The 15417-nt window shown below is 60.5% G+C and carries 13 protein-coding genes and 3 tRNA genes; 12 read left to right on the top strand and 4 right to left on the bottom strand.

Annotated elements, in window-relative coordinates; genetic code table 11:
- From FH975_RS16280 to FH975_RS07195, 3 genes are all read left to right on the top strand, one after another.
- On the top strand, positions 1–697 hold a 697-nt coding region (locus FH975_RS16280; protein ID WP_202923097.1), incomplete at its 5' end, for a sensor histidine kinase.
- Positions 698–734: 37 nt separating this feature from the next.
- Complete coding sequence (locus tag FH975_RS07200; protein ID WP_162320735.1) at positions 735–1520, top strand: LytR/AlgR family response regulator transcription factor; 786 nt, start codon at positions 735–737, stop codon at positions 1518–1520.
- 108 nt (positions 1521–1628) lie between these two features.
- A complete protein-coding gene (locus FH975_RS07195) occupies positions 1629–2459 on the top strand; it encodes an aldo/keto reductase (protein WP_162320734.1) in 831 nt (276 codons plus the stop codon).
- 85 nt (positions 2460–2544) lie between these two features.
- Here FH975_RS07195 and FH975_RS07190 read toward each other — a convergent pair whose 3' ends face one another.
- A complete protein-coding gene (locus tag FH975_RS07190) occupies positions 2545–4674 on the bottom strand; it encodes a BCCT family transporter (protein WP_162320733.1) in 2130 nt (709 codons plus the stop codon).
- A 190-nt stretch (positions 4675–4864) separates the two neighbouring features.
- On the opposite strand from FH975_RS07190, the gene FH975_RS07185 reads away from it, so the two are divergent.
- The 4 genes from FH975_RS07185 to FH975_RS07170 all read left to right on the top strand — a co-directional run bounded on the left by FH975_RS07185 (position 4865) and on the right by FH975_RS07170 (position 9437).
- Complete coding sequence (locus FH975_RS07185) at positions 4865–6151, top strand: endonuclease/exonuclease/phosphatase family protein (protein WP_162320732.1); 1287 nt, start codon at positions 4865–4867, stop codon at positions 6149–6151.
- Between the two features lie 18 nt (positions 6152–6169).
- Entirely contained in the window at positions 6170–7231 is a 1062-nt protein-coding gene (locus tag FH975_RS07180; protein ID WP_162320731.1) for a hypothetical protein, read from the top strand.
- A 100-nt stretch (positions 7232–7331) separates the two neighbouring features.
- Positions 7332–8336 (top strand): glycerophosphodiester phosphodiesterase, encoded by a 1005-nt coding sequence (locus FH975_RS07175; RefSeq protein WP_162320730.1) that lies wholly within the window; start codon positions 7332–7334, stop codon positions 8334–8336.
- A 63-nt stretch (positions 8337–8399) separates the two neighbouring features.
- Positions 8400–9437, top strand: a complete 1038-nt coding sequence (locus FH975_RS07170; RefSeq protein ID WP_162320729.1) for a universal stress protein — start codon at positions 8400–8402, stop codon at positions 9435–9437.
- A gap of 124 nt (positions 9438–9561) precedes the next feature.
- Here the strand turns inward: FH975_RS07170 and FH975_RS07165 are convergent, their stop codons facing one another.
- Together FH975_RS07165 and FH975_RS07160 are read right to left on the bottom strand one after the other, a co-directional pair.
- On the bottom strand, positions 9562–11940 hold the full coding sequence (locus FH975_RS07165; protein WP_162320728.1) for a C40 family peptidase: 2379 nt from the start codon (positions 11938–11940) through the stop codon (positions 9562–9564).
- A gap of 401 nt (positions 11941–12341) precedes the next feature.
- Entirely contained in the window at positions 12342–12707 is a 366-nt protein-coding gene (locus tag FH975_RS07160; RefSeq protein WP_162320727.1) for a metallopeptidase family protein, read from the bottom strand.
- Positions 12708–12874: 167 nt separating this feature from the next.
- On the opposite strand from FH975_RS07160, the gene FH975_RS07155 reads away from it, so the two are divergent.
- The 5 genes from FH975_RS07155 to FH975_RS07130 all read left to right on the top strand — a co-directional run bounded on the left by FH975_RS07155 (position 12875) and on the right by FH975_RS07130 (position 14683).
- A tRNA-Glu gene (locus tag FH975_RS07155) sits at positions 12875–12947 on the top strand.
- Positions 12948–13032: 85 nt separating this feature from the next.
- Positions 13033–13106: transfer RNA gene (locus tag FH975_RS07150), tRNA-Asp, on the top strand.
- 22 nt (positions 13107–13128) lie between these two features.
- A tRNA-Phe gene (locus tag FH975_RS07145) sits at positions 13129–13201 on the top strand.
- A 528-nt stretch (positions 13202–13729) separates the two neighbouring features.
- Complete coding sequence (locus FH975_RS07135) at positions 13730–14191, top strand: YgaP family membrane protein (RefSeq protein ID WP_162320726.1); 462 nt, start codon at positions 13730–13732, stop codon at positions 14189–14191.
- Between the two features lie 66 nt (positions 14192–14257).
- The gene (locus FH975_RS07130; protein WP_162320725.1) at positions 14258–14683 is read left to right on the top strand and encodes a DUF302 domain-containing protein; all 426 of its coding nucleotides are present in this window, start codon (positions 14258–14260) and stop codon (positions 14681–14683) included.
- Between the two features lie 446 nt (positions 14684–15129).
- Here FH975_RS07130 and FH975_RS07125 read toward each other — a convergent pair whose 3' ends face one another.
- Positions 15130–15408 (bottom strand): metal-sensitive transcriptional regulator, encoded by a 279-nt coding sequence (locus FH975_RS07125; RefSeq protein WP_162320724.1) that lies wholly within the window; start codon positions 15406–15408, stop codon positions 15130–15132.
- Positions 15409–15417: the final 9 nt, after the last annotated feature.

Below are 15417 nucleotides of genomic sequence, written 5' to 3'. Positions count from 1 at the left end.
ACTGGCTGAGCTTGACCGTGAGAAACAGCTGGCAGCAAGCGCGCGTTTGGATGCGTTGCGGGCCCAGATCAATCCGCATTTCCTGTTCAACATCCTCAACACGATCGCTTCGAAGGCCCGCACCAGGCCGGACGAAGCCCGCGAACTGCTGCTTCGGCTATCAGAGTTCTTCCGCTACGCGGTACGGCAGGAAGGCCACCTGGCGGAGTTCGCCCAGGAGTACTTCTTTGTACGCACCTACATCTCCTTAGAACAGGCTCGGTTCGGTGACCGGCTCCAGGTTCGCTACGACATCGACCCGCAGGTGCTCACCTCGCGTGTTCCCGTGCTCACTATCCAGCCCCTGGTGGAGAATGCTGTCAAACATGGGATCGGTTCCAAACCTGAGGGTGGAACGGTCCGACTCCGGGCGCGAGTTGATCCATTAACCAGGACCACCTCCATCCGAGTCTCCGATGATGGTGTCGGTATGGATCCTGAGGTACTGGCCAAGCTCACAGCTGGAGAGGGGGATGTGGGTGACCATGCTGATGCTGCGCTGACCGATCCGAGCTCGGCCGCTGGAGAACATGCAGGTGTGGGGCTGCGCAATATCTCTGAACGGCTCGATTCGCTCTTCGGAGACCGCTACGATTTGTCGATTTCCACACCGAAATCCGGCGGCACCGTGGTGGAGCTGAAGATTCCGCTGCGCTGAGGTCACCGCAGTGCTAGGCGTCCGTATACTGTGACTTGTGCCGCCCCGAGCCCTGATTGTTGATGATGAAGCTCCTGCACGCGAGGAGCTGCGTTACCTGCTGGAAGAAGCCTCCGGCGATATTGACGTCCAAGTGGTCGGAGAAGCCACCAACGGCGAGGAAGCGCTGGTCCTGATGCGCTCGCTGGACTATGACCTGGTCTTCCTAGACATTCGCATGCCCGGTTTGAGCGGACTCGAGGTCGCTGAGCAGCTGCGCGAACTGCCCAAACAGCCTAAGGTCATCTTCACCACCGCGTACCCCGACCACGCTGTAGAAGCTTTTGACCTCGCTGCTGCCGACTACTTGGTCAAACCCTTCGACGCGGACCGCCTCGCCCGTGCCCTGGAACGTGCGTTGACCGCGCCCGCACCTGCTCGTTCCGAGGAGAACCCGAAGAACGACGACGCGGCGGCCTCAGCTGCGCTCAGAGCCCCCGATCCCCGGGACCGGCTGGTGCGTATCCCCGTCCAGCGCGACGGACGAACCATGCTCATCGAGGGCGATGCCATTGTCTACGCAGCCGCTGCACGCGGTTACTCCTCACTCAAGCTCGCGGAGGAGAAGGTGCTGGTCTCGTTCTCCCTCAACGAGCTGGAACGCCGACTTCATGGACATTTCTGCAGGGTTCATCGCTCCTACCTCGTCAACCTCAGATATGTGAGGGAACTCGTTCCAGACTTCCGTGGCCATCTGGCCCTCGTGATGAATGACCGGCAGCGCTCTCGGGTGGAGGTCTCCCGACGGCATGCCCGTGAGCTGCGTCGGCGCCTGGGCGTCTGAGCTCAGCCGCTGTAGGCCTGTCGGAATGAACGGCCCGCAGCGGCGGTTCTGATCAGGTGGAGGCCCCAAGCCTCCAAGTCTTAACCCATCGAGAGGACATCAGCATCCATGACTGTAGGACCCACTGTGACGCTCAATGACGGCACCACAATCCCGCAGCTGGGATTCGGTGTGTGGCAGGTGCCCGCCGACCAGGCAGAAGAGGTGGTCACGAAGGCCTTGGACGCCGGTTACCGTCACATCGACACCGCCGCCGTTTACGGCAATGAGGAAGGTGTTGGTGCTGCGATCGCGAAGTCCGGCATTCCTCGTGAGGACCTGTATGTGACGACCAAACTCTGGGTGTCCGACTTCAAGGACGGCAAGACACAGCAGGCTCTGGAGACATCGTTGACCAAGCTGGGCTTGGACTACGTGGACCTGTACCTCATCCACTGGCCCGCTCCGGCCGATGAGAAGTATCTTGAGGCCTGGAACGGACTCGAAGAGCTGCAGAAACAAGGAAAGACACGTTCGATCGGAGTCTCCAACTTTGCCCCTGAGCACTTGGACCGCGTCGCGCAGACAGGATCGGTCACTCCAGCGGTGAACCAGGTGGAGGTCCACCCCGCTCTTCAGCAACGCGATATTCAGGCTGCTAATGAGAAATACGGCATCGCCACCCAGGCGTGGAGCCCCCTGGCTCAAGGGGCGGTCTTCGAAGACCAGCCGATTGTTGACGCAGCTGAAGCCCATGGAGTGACCGTCGCGCAGGTCATCATCCGCTGGCACCTGCAAAGCGGACGGATCCTGTTCCCCAAATCGGTGACGGATTCCCGTATCAAGGAGAACTTCGACGTCTTCGGCTTCCAGCTCACTGACGACGAGTTGCAGGCCATCGACGGTTTGGAACGCAATGAGCGCACCGGCAAGGAACCCACCACGTTCAATCCGGCCTGATCGCGGCAATTAAGACGTCAATGAAGGAGCCCGTCCGGTTGTGCCGGACGGGCTCCTTCATTGAGCTGACCGGGCCAGCCCGGTCCTACTTGGCCTTGTCGTTGTCCTCCGGTTCCACTGCAGGGATGGTGCCGGTGGCGACGGCCTCGTCGAAGTACTCTTCCGCCTCCTGCTCCCACCCTTCGTAGGACTCGGAGAACTCAGGAGTTGCGAAGGTTTGGTCGGCGCGGAGTGGGTCGCGGTAGGCGCCCTTTTCATCCCAGCCCAGCACGCCGGTCTCGGAGTTGACGTAGGTTGCCTGGGAGGGGAGGTCCTGGACCGCCAACACCAGATCGTCGCTGGCCTTGCCGCCGGCCTCCGGTGTGCCGGCACCGGTGGTGGGTGGCAGCCCGGCCAACGTACCGGAGGCACCTCCGAACATGGAACGCAGAGTCTTGGTCTGCTCGTTGAGGATCTGCAGCACCGTCCGGTGCACAGCTGGTCCCTCATCTGATCCGGTCACGCGGCGTGCCGTCTCGACGACTGCTGCTTTGGTGGCGTGGCGGCGGATCCGCACATATCGCGGCGCGGTCCGACCCTCGTAGAGGTAGAGCCTGATCTGAGCTATCACGGCCAGCACCATCACAATGGAGAAAGGCGCCGCCGATGCGATCGCGGCAACCTGCAGCACACGCAGCGACGAGTCCGGATCTTCACCCGCCGCCAGCAGCACGATGGCAGCCAGGGCAATGAGCGCAGTCCAGAACACGCGAGTCATCTTGGGAGTCTCAGTGCGCCCACCGTAGGCGAGCACATCAGTGACCAAGGACCCGGAGTCACCGGAGGTGATGAAGAAGATGGTGATCACGAGGATCGCCAGGACGGATGTGATGGATGCAATCGGCAGTTGCTCCAGCAGTTGGAAGAGAGACGCCTCAGTTCCGACAGTTTCGCCACCCTCGCCATCGTCAATCAGCATGGCACCTTCGGTCAGCTGGTAGTAGATGCCGGAGGAGCCGAAGATGGAGAACCAGAGGATGCCAACAGCTGTGGGGGCGAGCAGCACGCCGAGCACAAACTCGCGGATTGTTCGACCGCGAGAGATACGGGCGATAAACATGCCCACAAATGGTGCCCAGCTCATCCACCAACCCCAGTAGTAGATGGTCCAGTCCGCGGACCAGCCGTTGCCTAGCAGGCCGACATCTTCGCCGCCGGCTCCTGCTGCGTATTCGGTGCCGCCTTGGAACATCAGTTGCGGAAAGGCGATGGCGTACTCACCAACGTTGGAGACGATGGACTGAAGTAGGAAGAGAGTCGGTCCGGCGAGCACCACGAAGAGTGCTAACACGGCCGCGGCGGCCAGGTTGAAGTTGGACAGCCATTTCAGGCCCCTGTGGACGCCGGTGATCACCGAGATCGTGGCGATGGCCATGATGACAATCACCAGGCCGGTGAGCAGTGGTTCTGAGGTTGGGTCCTCCACCCATCCCATGAACCCCATACCGGCGGCGATCTGTTGGGTTCCGATACCCAGAGAGGTCACGACGCCGAATACGGTGCCGACGATGGCGACCACATCAATAATGTGACCCACCCAGCTTTCAATGAGCTTCCTGCCGAAGATGGGCTCCAGCAGCCAGCGCACCGCCAGAGGGCGTCCCCGGCGGAATGTCATGTAGGCGAGACCCAAACCGATGACCACATAGATGGCCCAAGCGTGCAATCCCCAGTGGAACAGGGACTGGCCGATCGCAGAACCAGCATTCGCAGCCTCTGACGCAGCGATCACATTACCGTCCGCGTCCACACCAGCATCGGCGGTAACCTCCGGTGGCGCGATCAGGTGCCAGAGTGGTTCCGCGACTCCCCAGAAGACCAGGCCGATGCCCATGCCAGCGGCGAAGAGCATGCAGAACCAGGAGCCCATTGCGAACTCTGGCTTTTCATCATCGCGTCCTAACCGGATATTTCCGGCCTTGGAGAGCCCTGCCCACAGTGCGAAAATGACAAAACCAGTGCAGATCAGCACGTACCACCACCCGACGGTGTCAACGATAGTGGAGTTGAGAGTTTCGAAGGCTTCAGCGCCGTACTGGTTTCCCCACCAAGTGGCGAACGCCAATGCGCCGAGAATTATGACGACTGCGGGGACAAAAACCCACATGTTAAGTCCACGGAGCACGTCTGATACAGACCAATCCCGTAATTTTTCGACTTCTGGCTGGGAAGCCATGAAGTTCCTCCTCGATGCAAGTGATGTAATAAATTACTGCGCCACTCTATACATGTGTCTGCGCCTAATGGCAGGTTACGCGTTGGTAACTATTTGGCCTTGACATCTCGGGGGCTTGGCTGGATGCCGAGAACGCGTTACCGTGGTCTCTATGCCCACAGGCTCTCAAACGCCTGCGCACCGGATGAAAATGAGGGATATCGCAAAGACCGGGTTCGCCCTGGTCCTTGTTTCGTGCCTATCTCTCGCGACTGTTCCCGCTGCGCAGTCCAGTACCTCAACTGCTCATTCCGCAGTTGTAGGGGTTGCTGACGACGCAACCCCAGACTCGCTGTTCCCAGCTCCAGGGCAACCGAGCGGTCAAAGTTCAGATGAAGACAAAACCGCGTCGACAGTTCCCAAAGACGCCGATGATCTGCGTGTGGCAACACTGCACGCCGATATCACGGCTGACTCCACCGGGGAAGACCCGGTGAAGGACCTCATTGCGAGTTTGAGTACTGGCAACCACACGCAGGCACGAGCTGTGGCGCAGACCGTCCAAATGAACGACCCGGACATCGTTGTCCTGACTGGTGTCAGCTACGACAAAGAACACCAGATCGCTGAGCTCTTGAACAGTTATCTGGCAGCCGGGCAGCATTCTGAGTCGGGCTTGGACTACCCCTACACGTTTACCGATGGCACAAACTCCGGCCGGGAGTCCGGGGTTGACCTCGATGGAGATGGCACGATCGGGGGCCCCGGAGATGCCGTCGGTTATGGCGAATACCCAGGCCATTACGGGACTGTCATTTTCTCCAAGTACCCGATCGTGGAGCACGAAGTTCGCACCTTCAAGGAATTCCTCTGGAGTGATGTACCGGACACCTCAATGACCACTGGGCGGGACTCTTCACTGGAATCCTCTGTGCTTCGGCTGAACGAAACCAGCATGTGGGACGTCCCTGTAGAGGTCGATGGGGAGCATGTTCATCTCATCTCAGCCTCCGTAGCCTCCCCGCCAGAGGTGGCGGACACTAATCGTGGAGACGATATGCGGCGCGTTATGGCGGACTACGTGGCGGGCCGGGCCTGGTACCTCTATGACGATGCCGGCGAAACCGGTCATATGGACCCCGGCACACCGTTCGTCGTCGCCGGAGTTCCCGCCGTGCGAGCCGGTGAATCAGAGAATCTTGACGTCCTGCTGGAATCACCAGTGATACGGGATACGCGTCCCGAAGCAGTCACTGAGGTTCCGCAAGAGGAGCATCCCGCCGCGACTTCGGCGGCAGATCCGGAGGACACTAGGCATGTGGCCGGGGGGCGAGGCGAGCGTGCTTCCTTTGTTCTTCCGTCAGCAAGTGTTGACGTCAGCGGGTCTGGAATCTTCTGGCCGGCTGAAGGTGAGCATGGATATGAGGTCGTGGATCCAGATTCAGCCTACGGTCTCGATGACCGTCTAGTGTGGCTCGACCTGACGATCAGCAGCTGAGCGCATACACTCGGCTCTATGGCTTCGACGAACCTTGTCCCCTCGAGCAGTGGCAATCGCGCTTCATCTTCCCAGGTCAGCGGGCGTGACCGGCGCGCAGCTAAGAAATCTCGCCGGCCACTTCTCCGCAGTGCAGCGGGAGGACTTCTCGCCGCAAAGTCGATCTCTTTTGTCTCACACCGGGCCTTCACCGAAGACGGCCAGCTCACACCCTCGGCAGAAGCGTGGCTGACCCGCGCGGTCACTGTGCAGCGGCCCCTTGTGTTGGCGAACCTTCGGCGGCTCCGAAAAGCCCACCCCACCTTCACTAACCGAGAACTCGCTGAGCGCCTCGATACGGAATTCAAACGGTCCATGACCGGCGGAGGTCTCCTGATCGGGGCCACCGCAGCAGTACCCGGTGTGGGAACCGCCACGTCGATGGGCCTATCTGTTCTTGCCACCGGCAGTTTCCTTGAGATGTGCGCACTGTACGCACAGTCCAAGGCTGAGTTAGCCGGAATCACCACGGAGGATCCCCAAAAGGCCAAATTGCTGGTCATGGGGATCATGCTGGGGGAGGAGGGCCGCAAGCTGTTAGGCGAACTCTCGGCTCAGGCCGAAGGCCGTGGTGGTGGACCCATTGGGTCCATCGTCCCGCTAAGCAATGCTGCTGCCGGCACAGCGGGTGCGTCCACCATGAGTCAGCTGATCGGCAATCAACTGCGCAAACAGTTCGTACGCAAGTTCTTCATCCGCCGGGGCACTTCCATGGTCGCCCGTGCAATTCCCTTCGGAATAGGCGCGGTGATCGGTGGGGTGGGGAACCGGGTTCTGGCCCGGCAAATCACCTCAAGTGCGCGCTCTGCGTTCGGGGAGCTCCCTGAGGAGACTCCCAGTGCGTTAGTTGAGGACTTCCGGCGTGGGCTCGAGCGGGAGAGGCAGCGGGCGGACCGAAAGAAGCGCCGGGCAAAGAAGCGGGAGCTCAAGGCTTCCACAGCTGCGCAGCGCAGAGAACTCAAGCAACAGCGCATACGCCAAAGCACCAGCCCATCTTCGAGCTCCGACGCAGCACTACCGGCGGAGTTCACCAAGGACTGACCTGCTGAACCGGTCCGTTTACGGCTCATTCACGCGGCGTTGTTCAGATCTTCCTTCTGGACTCGCCCGGAGTTGGCCTGCTCCGCATAGGCTCCGGAGTGTGACGCGCAGCGACGGACTCGAACAGTGCCGCCCTGATATCTTCCGCCCCCTTCATCTCTCTTCTGGGCACATTTTCGACGCTCTCCCGGTAGCCCCGCTCGAAGCTGTCGAAGGCCGTCTCGGTGCCAGGCGCACTCGGGTCTTCGCCCATCGCGGAGCGTCTGGTCTTTTCGCTGAGCACACTCGGGCCGCATATTTGCGTGCGCTCGAGGAGGGCGCTGACGGTCTTGAAATTGACCTGCACCTGACGCGGGACGGAGAACTGGTCTGTTTCCACGACCCGACACTTGAACGCACCTCAGACGGCGCCGGTGCAGTTGCTGAGACCACCTTGGCTCACATGCGACAGCTCGATGTCTCCAGTTGGAAGACCCCCCTGCTCCCGGCACGTTACGGGTCACGGTCTCATCAGCTGATGACGCTCCAGGACGTCCTCGAACTGCTGGGCACCGCCGGTCGGGACACGTGCTTGGCAATCGAGCTGAAGCACCCTTCGCCGTTTGGGCACAAGCTGGAAGACACCATGCTCAGGGTGCTCCTGGCCGCAGGATGGGACCCCGAGACTTCCCATATACGGTTCGGTGACCACACTGTCCGGGTGACCATTATGAGTTTCTACCCAGAGTCGTTGAGATACTTGGCAGAGTTGGTCGCCAGCGACAAACTCTGCGCCCTGGTATCGACCGTCGACGCCGCCTCCGTTGACGTGCGATGGTCACACCTGCGTTTCTCCGCAGCAGTACGGCCCGTTGTTGCCGCGGTAATGAAGGGTGCTGTCCGTGACTCAGAGACGCTGATCTGGAATCAGCAGGTGGGCATCGCCGGCCCTGGGGTGGGTTATGTTCGTTCTCGACGCGCCGAGATCAAGGCATGGATCGCGCGGGGCTGCCGGGTTCGCGTGTGGACAGTTGACAGTTTCGCCGATGCTGATCTGATGGCTGACCTGGGTGTGCAAGAGATCACTACGAATTTTCCTGGACGAATGGTTCAACGCGTGAGCTAAAGCCTCGCTAGTGGCAGGTGCGATCGGTACCATGAGGACACACCTGATCTGAGGAGGTCCACCATGACCCAGGAAAAGCCCGGCGTCGTCGTAGGCGTGGACGGTTCTGAACAGTCGCTGCGGGCAACCCATTGGGCGGCTGCTGAGGCCTATCGGCGAAGCCTGCCGCTGACAGTGGTCACCGCATACTCGATCCCCGCTTTCGCCGCATCCTCCATGGACGGAGGGTACGCCATGATGGACGATTCGTCGCTGAGGGCGGGAGCAGAACGCGTGATGGACGAGGCCAAGCAGTTCCTGCGGGACTACCCAGGCGAACTTGACTACCGGATCGAGTCTGGTGATCCCACCGCGGTGTTGCTTGAATACTCGGACGACGCAGAGATGCTGGTCGTGGGCTCGCGCGGACGCGGTGGGTTCTTCGGACGGTTACTGGGCTCAGTGTCCTCAGCCCTCCCTGCGCACGCGAAGTGCCCAACCGTTCTGGTGCCACTGAAGTTTTCTGCCAAAGAAGAAAACGCGGTGACGACTGCTACTGGAGCCATTCCCATAGTATCTTCGTCATCCCAGCCCGGCGCAGCAGCCCCTGAGTCGCTCATCGAGGAAGGTGCGCACCCTCTCCGTGCTCAGGATGCGCGGCCGGTGGTCGCCGGCGTAGACGGCTCAGATTACGGCAGAGTGGCTGCACTGGTCGCCGCGCAGGAGGCTGCGGAACGGGGCGTCACCCTCAGGCTGGTCTGCGCCCTGCCGCCGCTGGGGTCAACGCTGGTCTGGATCCCCACTCATATTGAAGATTCAGATGCCCTTGCCGAGTTGGAGGAGAAGCTAAAGGCCGGTCGCTCATGGCTCAACAGCCATTTCCCTGATCTCACAATCGAGGTTGAGGTCATCGACGGTACCGCCGTCGATGTGTTGGTAGAAGAGACCCGCCGGGCTCAATTGACGGTGCTGGGCACCCGTGGCCGTGGCGGATTCGCAGGTATGTTGCTGGGCTCCACCTCCCAGGGAGTCCTCCAGCATGCAGAAGGCCCCCTGATGGTCGTCCCCGACGGAGAGGACGAGCGCATCCAGGATCGCGCGGACTTTGGACCTGTCCTCTGAGCAGGAGCCTGAGCGCGCTCTGTCGGAGCCAATGGCACATTACGAGGCCCTCCCTTAACCAAGAGAACGACGACGCCCCCGGCACCTTGGTGCTGAGGGCGTCGTCGTTTCTGTGCGCTGCGAGCTAAGCGACTCGGCGAACCATGGTGGGGCTGCCAAATACGCTCCGCACCGACACACCGGCGCGTGGGTTACCCGCATCGGCAATCATGCCATTGCCTAGATAGATCGCTACGTGGTAATCGCCCCAGAAGATCAAGTCACCTGGACGACGGTCACCCCATGAGACCTGTTGGCCCTGGACCATCTGATCCCACGTGGTCCGCCCCAAGCTCACGCCAGCCTGTCGATAGGCAGCCTGGGTGAAACTTGAGCAGTCCCAAGAGTTTGGCCCGTTAGCGCCGAGCACATAGCTGGTGCCTGGACGGCTGGCTTCGTTTCGAGCCCAGTTCGTGGCGATGGACGCAGCATTGCTACCTCCGGTGCTGCTTGCTGGCTGGGCACTGCCACCGCTGGAGGAGGAACCGCTGGAGCTGGAGCCTTCGGAGGAGCTGCCGCCGCTAGAGGAGCTCCCGCTGCTCGATGAAGATCCGCTAGAGCCGGAGTCTGTTGATCCCGAGCTGCTGCTCTGCTGGTTCCGCAGCGAGCTGACGTGCGAGGCCAGCTTCGAGGTTGACACGGTACCGTCACTGTTGGTGAGGTCGGAGTTCTGTGTGGCTGCGCGCCAGTAGTCTCCACCGGAGCCGCTGAAGCCTGGCTCGATGCGGGCGGCCTCGACGAGCAGGCTGCGCAGTTCGCTGCTCAGGTCATCCCAATGAGTCGGCGCGGGGCTCGAAGTCCGTGTCGGTGAGGGTTCCGGAGTCGATGTGCGGGTAGGTGTCGGGGTCGGCGTGGGTGTGGCCGTCCGTGTTGGAGTCGAACTGGGAGCTGAACTCTCGGAGCTTTCCTCCGCTGCACTCGAACGCGCTGACGCCTGGTTGTCCAGGTAGGCGACGTGGCCTTCCAGGACGGTCCAGTTGATCGAGCCGCCACTGGTGGTGAACAGATCATTGCTCTGCAGCAGCGCGTAGTAGTCGCGAGCTCCACCGTCAAAGCCGGACTCCAAATCTGCCGCCTTGGCCAAGAGGGACTTCTGACCCGAACTCAGGGAGTTGTACCCCGGGGCAGAGGCCTCTGTGGGGGAGGGAGTTGGTGAAGGGCTAGGTGAAGAGGATGCCGTCGGTGACGGGCTGCTGGTGGGGCTGGGTGAGGAGCTCGGGCTGGGTGCCGGCTCGTCTTCCTGTTCCGCTTCCTGAGCTGGCTCCGCTTCATCTTCAGCCTGAGTGGTGAGATAAGCGACGTGGTTGGCGAAAGCCTCCCAGTCAACGGCGCCATCGCTGGTCAGGGCGGAATTCTCCAGAACCACACGGTAGTACTCAGCCGAGCCGTCGAAGCCCTCCAACTCGGCGCCCTCGGAGAGGAGCTCGCGCTGCTCCGAGTTCAAGGACTCGAATGTGGGCACTTCGGTGACCTCGGATTCTTCGGACGACGCGGCTTCCCCTTCCGCATTGTCCGAAGAATCCTCGGTGGTCTCATTGGCTGACTCGGCCTCATCGTCAGCCTCGTCGTCGTCTTCATCGTTGACTTCGGCTACGGCGGTCTGTGGGCCTGCGGCGCGCAGCTGTCGAATACGTTCGCGTACCGCTTCGCCGTCGAGGTTTCCGTCGGCGTCGAAGTATCCGGTGCCGCCGTCTGCCCTGTCATGCTCGCCGTACATGAAGGTGAGGAAGTCGCTGAGGCTTCCCTCGAATCCTTCTTCTTCGCGCAGCGTCTCAAGGAGGTCGCGGAGAACGCTGTCGAGCTCTTCGAGACTCTGATTGGTGGAACCGTCCTGTGTACCAGTGGAGGCTAGAGTTTCGGCGGCCTCTTCTGAAGCGCTCGCGGCAGCCTCAGAGGCTGCTTCAGCTTCACGCTGCAGTTGGGCGGCGTCCACCGCTTCGCGTTCGGCTTGCTCCGAGAGCTGCTGACCTGTTGCGTCATCGGCCAGAGCATCGTCGTCTCCCAATAGGACATCAGCGGCAGATGTGTCGCCGTCCTGGTACTCCTCGGAGGCCTCCATGGCAAGTGCTGCCTCGGCTGCGACGGACGCGTCCTCCGCTTCCTGCTGGAGGTCCGCGGCATCTTGGAGGCGAGCTTGGGCCAATGAATGCTGGCGCATCAGTTCGAGTTCCAACTCGTCTGCGCGGTCCACAGCTTGGTCGATGCGGCCCACGATGTCGACCATCATGCGGTCTCGTGCATGCTGTGATTCTCTCGCGGTGGAGATGTCGTCCGCGGAGGGGACCTCGGGCAGATCGGTTCGGACGAGGGTCTCGGCGGAGAGGGCCTGATCGGTGGCCTGCTCGACAATAGAATCATCGGAAGTGCGATCAGCGACCAGGCCGGGCAGGGTGGTCCCGACGAGCGCTGTAGTCACGACGGCGGCGGTTACGGCCGCCACCGCAAAATTGCGGCGGTGCTTCACGGTAGTTCCTCACTTTTTCTCATGGGCGCAAGTGCCACGTCAGCCAGCCCCGTTTTGGGAGAGGCGTGCTGTGGGTCCGATCCTGACGCGGACGCTCACATCCCGGGTTATAGATACCCCTCGTGTGAACGACTGAGATGGGAAACGCGTCTGGTGTGAACCCTTCGCGGTGCTGCTGGCGTTCACGATAATTGCGAAAAGGTCACGGAGGCAATAGCCCGTGTCGTTTCTGTGACGAAGCTGTGAGGCCAAAAACCCCGTGATTACGGGGATCCGGGGTCAGAATCCAGCATTCTTCAACCTTCAAGTAGGTTGAAGGTTGAGGCTCCACAACTTTGGCACAGGGTTGTGCTATGCCGGTACTGGCGAGCAGCGGCGTCGGATTTTGTGCCCCAAAGAGGCTAGTCCCAACCCAGTCGGTGGAGGGTCTCGTCACTGATGCCGAAGTGGTGCGCGACTTCATGCACGACCGTGACAGTCACTTGTTCGACGACGTCTTGTTGGGTCTGGCAGATTTCTAGAATTGGGCCCTTATATAGGGTGATGCGATCCGGCATAGCCCACGGCTCGCCACCACGTTCAGTGAGCGGAATACCTTCGTAGAGACCGAGAAGCACCGTATCCGGATCTTCCCAGGGCTCGGGCTGATAGTTCTCCTCCACGAATACGGCGACATTCTCTATTTTAGCCGCGAGCTCCGGGGGAATAAGGTCCAGGGCATCTGTGACGGCGGCATCGAACTCGTCATCAGTCATCTGCACAGGCATCGCCCCAGTCTAGGGGCGCCCAGACCTGAGTGGGTCCTCAGCGTTTCTCGCCTCGCTCGCAATTCGCGCTGCCTGAGCTGGAGGCAACTTGCCGCGTCGACGGATCACCAACTACACTCTTACAGGTTCCCCTGGAGGAATAAGCAGGATCCTTCTAGGGAGTTCGGGCCCCCATCGTCTAGCGGCCTAGGACACCGCCCTTTCACGGCGGCGGCACGGGTTCGAATCCCGTTGGGGGTACAAGCTCCGGCGCTTTCAAAGTGGCGGAGCGGGGGAGGCTCTGATAAAGTTTCTCCTCGTGCCGATTCGGCACAGCAACATGTAAGGCCCTGTAGCGCAGTTGGTTAGCGCGCCGCCCTGTCACGGCGGAGGTCGCGGGTTCAAGTCCCGTCAGGGTCGCAGGACATCGGTTTTCAGGTACGGCTCTGTAGCTCAGTTGGTAGAGCGTTCGACTGAAAATCGAAAGGTCACCGGATCGACGCCGGTCGGAGCCACAAAAAGCCGGTGTCTCGGCACTGAAACCCTCGGAAACCCGGGGGTTTCAGTCGTTTAAGGGGCAACCTGGCGAAGAGAAAACAGTCAACAACACCGCACTTTTGATTGGACTGTTTAGCTGAGTGAGCTACAAGAATGCGGGCTGAGGAACATCGGCTAGCGAGCCTGCTCGGGAGGGCAATGCGACGTTCTGCGCCGAGAGTATGGCGCCCCTGATATGCCAGGGTGAAGGTTGGGGCATGCGCGCAAGACTTGGTCCTCATCGGGTAGACGCTCGCCATGTCCCTAGTGAACTCGCAATGCTTGTAACTGATCTTGAGCAGACCCTTCAGGTGAATCAGGCACTCGACACGAGCGAGTGCGGAGACGCCGAGGCTTGCTACATGCCTGGCGAGCTATCGATTCCCGATCCAGGGGATGGTGGCACCACAAAGGCGTCTTGAACCGGCTATAGCGCACGGGTAAGGTGTGACCTATATCACTAAAAATATAGGTGTGGACAGGCATGAAGCGACGGAGGGAAAGCCATGTCGGACGCCCAACCGACTATCGACGTAACTGATCCAGTTCGCTCTTCACCCTCAAAATCAGTACAAACTGACCTGGACCAAGAGACCATTGATCGTATTCAGCGCTTTAGTGAAGGACCTGCGTCTGAGATCTCCGCACGCATACAGCAGTTGGAGCGTGAATGGGACATCGAACGCATACTTGAGCTGAACGCTTCGTCATTGGCCTTCCTGGGTACGGTGCTTGGCGTGACCTTCAATAAGAAATGGTTGTTGCTACCGGGGACTGTTTTGCCATTCCTCTTTCAACACGCCGTACAGGGCTGGTGTCCACCGGTGGCGCTCTTTCGCCGACTGGGTGTTCGCACCCAGAAAGAGATTCAGTTGGAGAAATACACTCTCAAGGTGCTTCGTGGTGATTTTGACTTCCTCGAAGAAAAGCCTGACGCCGAAAGTGCACTTCGCAGAGTCACCCGCTAGGCACCAAGTACTGGGCGTCCTGCGCGGTTCCAAGACGCCCTGAAGACTCAGAAAGAGGAAACCCAAATGCCTTACACCCGTAGCCTGACCGTCCGATTACCCTACGCGCAAGCCGTAGAACATACCCGCGAGGCCTTGGCAGCACAGGGCTTCGGAATTTTGAGCGAGATCGATGTCAAGGCGACATTTGAGAAGAAGCTGGGTAAGGAGTCCGCTGGGGCCCTCGGTGACTACGTGATCTTGGGGGCCTGCAACCCGCAGTTGGCCAGTAAGGCCCTTGCAGCTGAGCCTCAGCTCGGCGCGCTGTTGCCGTGCAACGTTGTGGTCCGCCGCGGCATCGATGACGACGAGAGCATCATAGATGCCGTGGACCCCCAGACCCTGGTCCAGCTCAGCGGCGCGGCCCAGGTGCGCGAAGTAGCAGACGACGCTGACGTTCGATTGCGTGCAATGATGGCCTCACTCGAGAACGTCGGCACCAGTACCACCTGAGTTCTACCGGAGAGTGAGCGCAGCTTCGTTACAGGAGTCTAGCTGTCGCGTGCCGTTCGTGTGGTCATGCCGGTGTAGCTCTACATGTTGGCCTCTAGACCGCACACTCAGCCGCAACTGTCGACAGGTCTGCCTCGTGAACCATTCAGCTGGTAGGCATCAGCGCCTTTGTGACCATCACCGCCCACGCAAGGAGCCTTGCCGTGGGCTCACTAGAGTGCAATATTCATATACCCGCGCCATCTCTGCCGCCGGGGGGGGTGAAGGTTCTAGCTCCCCGGTGAAACAGTAAACCCCTCAGGAGAGACGTGATAGTTCCGACGAAGTTCATGAGCAGATGGTGCCTTTCGCTCTGACGCGGGGCGTAGCGTTCCCGACAGAACGCAACTACTGCTTATTTGGTGGTTAAGACGAACCACTTGAGTTGGCGATACCTCTTGCGCAGTTCAGGACAGCGAGAGGAACAACTTCTCCAGCTCTTCCACGGTCAACCCGTCCTCAGTCTCCGCTGCGCGCTCTGGATCGGTGATACAGAACTGCATGGCAGAGGACACCACAATGAACCCCGCCCGGTCCAAGGCAGTCGATACTGCCGCCAATTGGGTTACTACTTCTCGGCAGCTCCCACCGGCTTCGACGGCGGTGATGACGGAGTCCAGTTGGCCTCGTGCCCGCTTAAGTCTGTTCAGGATGCGACGCTGCGTCTCCAGGTCGGCTTCTCTCATAATGAACTC

The sequence above is a fragment of the Nesterenkonia haasae genome, from assembly GCF_010119385.1.
GTDB classification, from domain to species: domain Bacteria; phylum Actinomycetota; class Actinomycetes; order Actinomycetales; family Micrococcaceae; genus Nesterenkonia; species Nesterenkonia haasae.
The sequence above is the reverse complement of the archived record's forward strand: the minus strand, read 5'-3'. Positions and strand labels throughout refer to the sequence as shown.

Excerpts from the sequence above, each read along its gene's own strand:
- FH975_RS07195 (WP_162320734.1), top strand. The coding sequence starts at position 1,629 with ATGACTGTAGGACCCACTGTGACGCTCAATGACGGCACCACAATCCCG.
- FH975_RS07190 (WP_162320733.1), bottom strand. The coding sequence starts at position 4,674 with ATGGCTTCCCAGCCAGAAGTCGAAAAATTACGGGATTGGTCTGTATCA.
- FH975_RS07185 (WP_162320732.1), top strand. The coding sequence starts at position 4,865 with ATGAGGGATATCGCAAAGACCGGGTTCGCCCTGGTCCTTGTTTCGTGC.
- FH975_RS07180 (WP_162320731.1), top strand. The coding sequence starts at position 6,170 with ATGGCTTCGACGAACCTTGTCCCCTCGAGCAGTGGCAATCGCGCTTCA.
- FH975_RS07170 (WP_162320729.1), top strand. The coding sequence starts at position 8,400 with ATGACCCAGGAAAAGCCCGGCGTCGTCGTAGGCGTGGACGGTTCTGAA.
- FH975_RS07160 (WP_162320727.1), bottom strand. The coding sequence starts at position 12,707 with ATGCCTGTGCAGATGACTGATGACGAGTTCGATGCCGCCGTCACAGAT.
- FH975_RS07135 (WP_162320726.1), top strand. The coding sequence starts at position 13,730 with ATGTCGGACGCCCAACCGACTATCGACGTAACTGATCCAGTTCGCTCT.
- FH975_RS07130 (WP_162320725.1), top strand. The coding sequence starts at position 14,258 with ATGCCTTACACCCGTAGCCTGACCGTCCGATTACCCTACGCGCAAGCC.
- FH975_RS07125 (WP_162320724.1), bottom strand. The coding sequence starts at position 15,408 with ATGAGAGAAGCCGACCTGGAGACGCAGCGTCGCATCCTGAACAGACTT.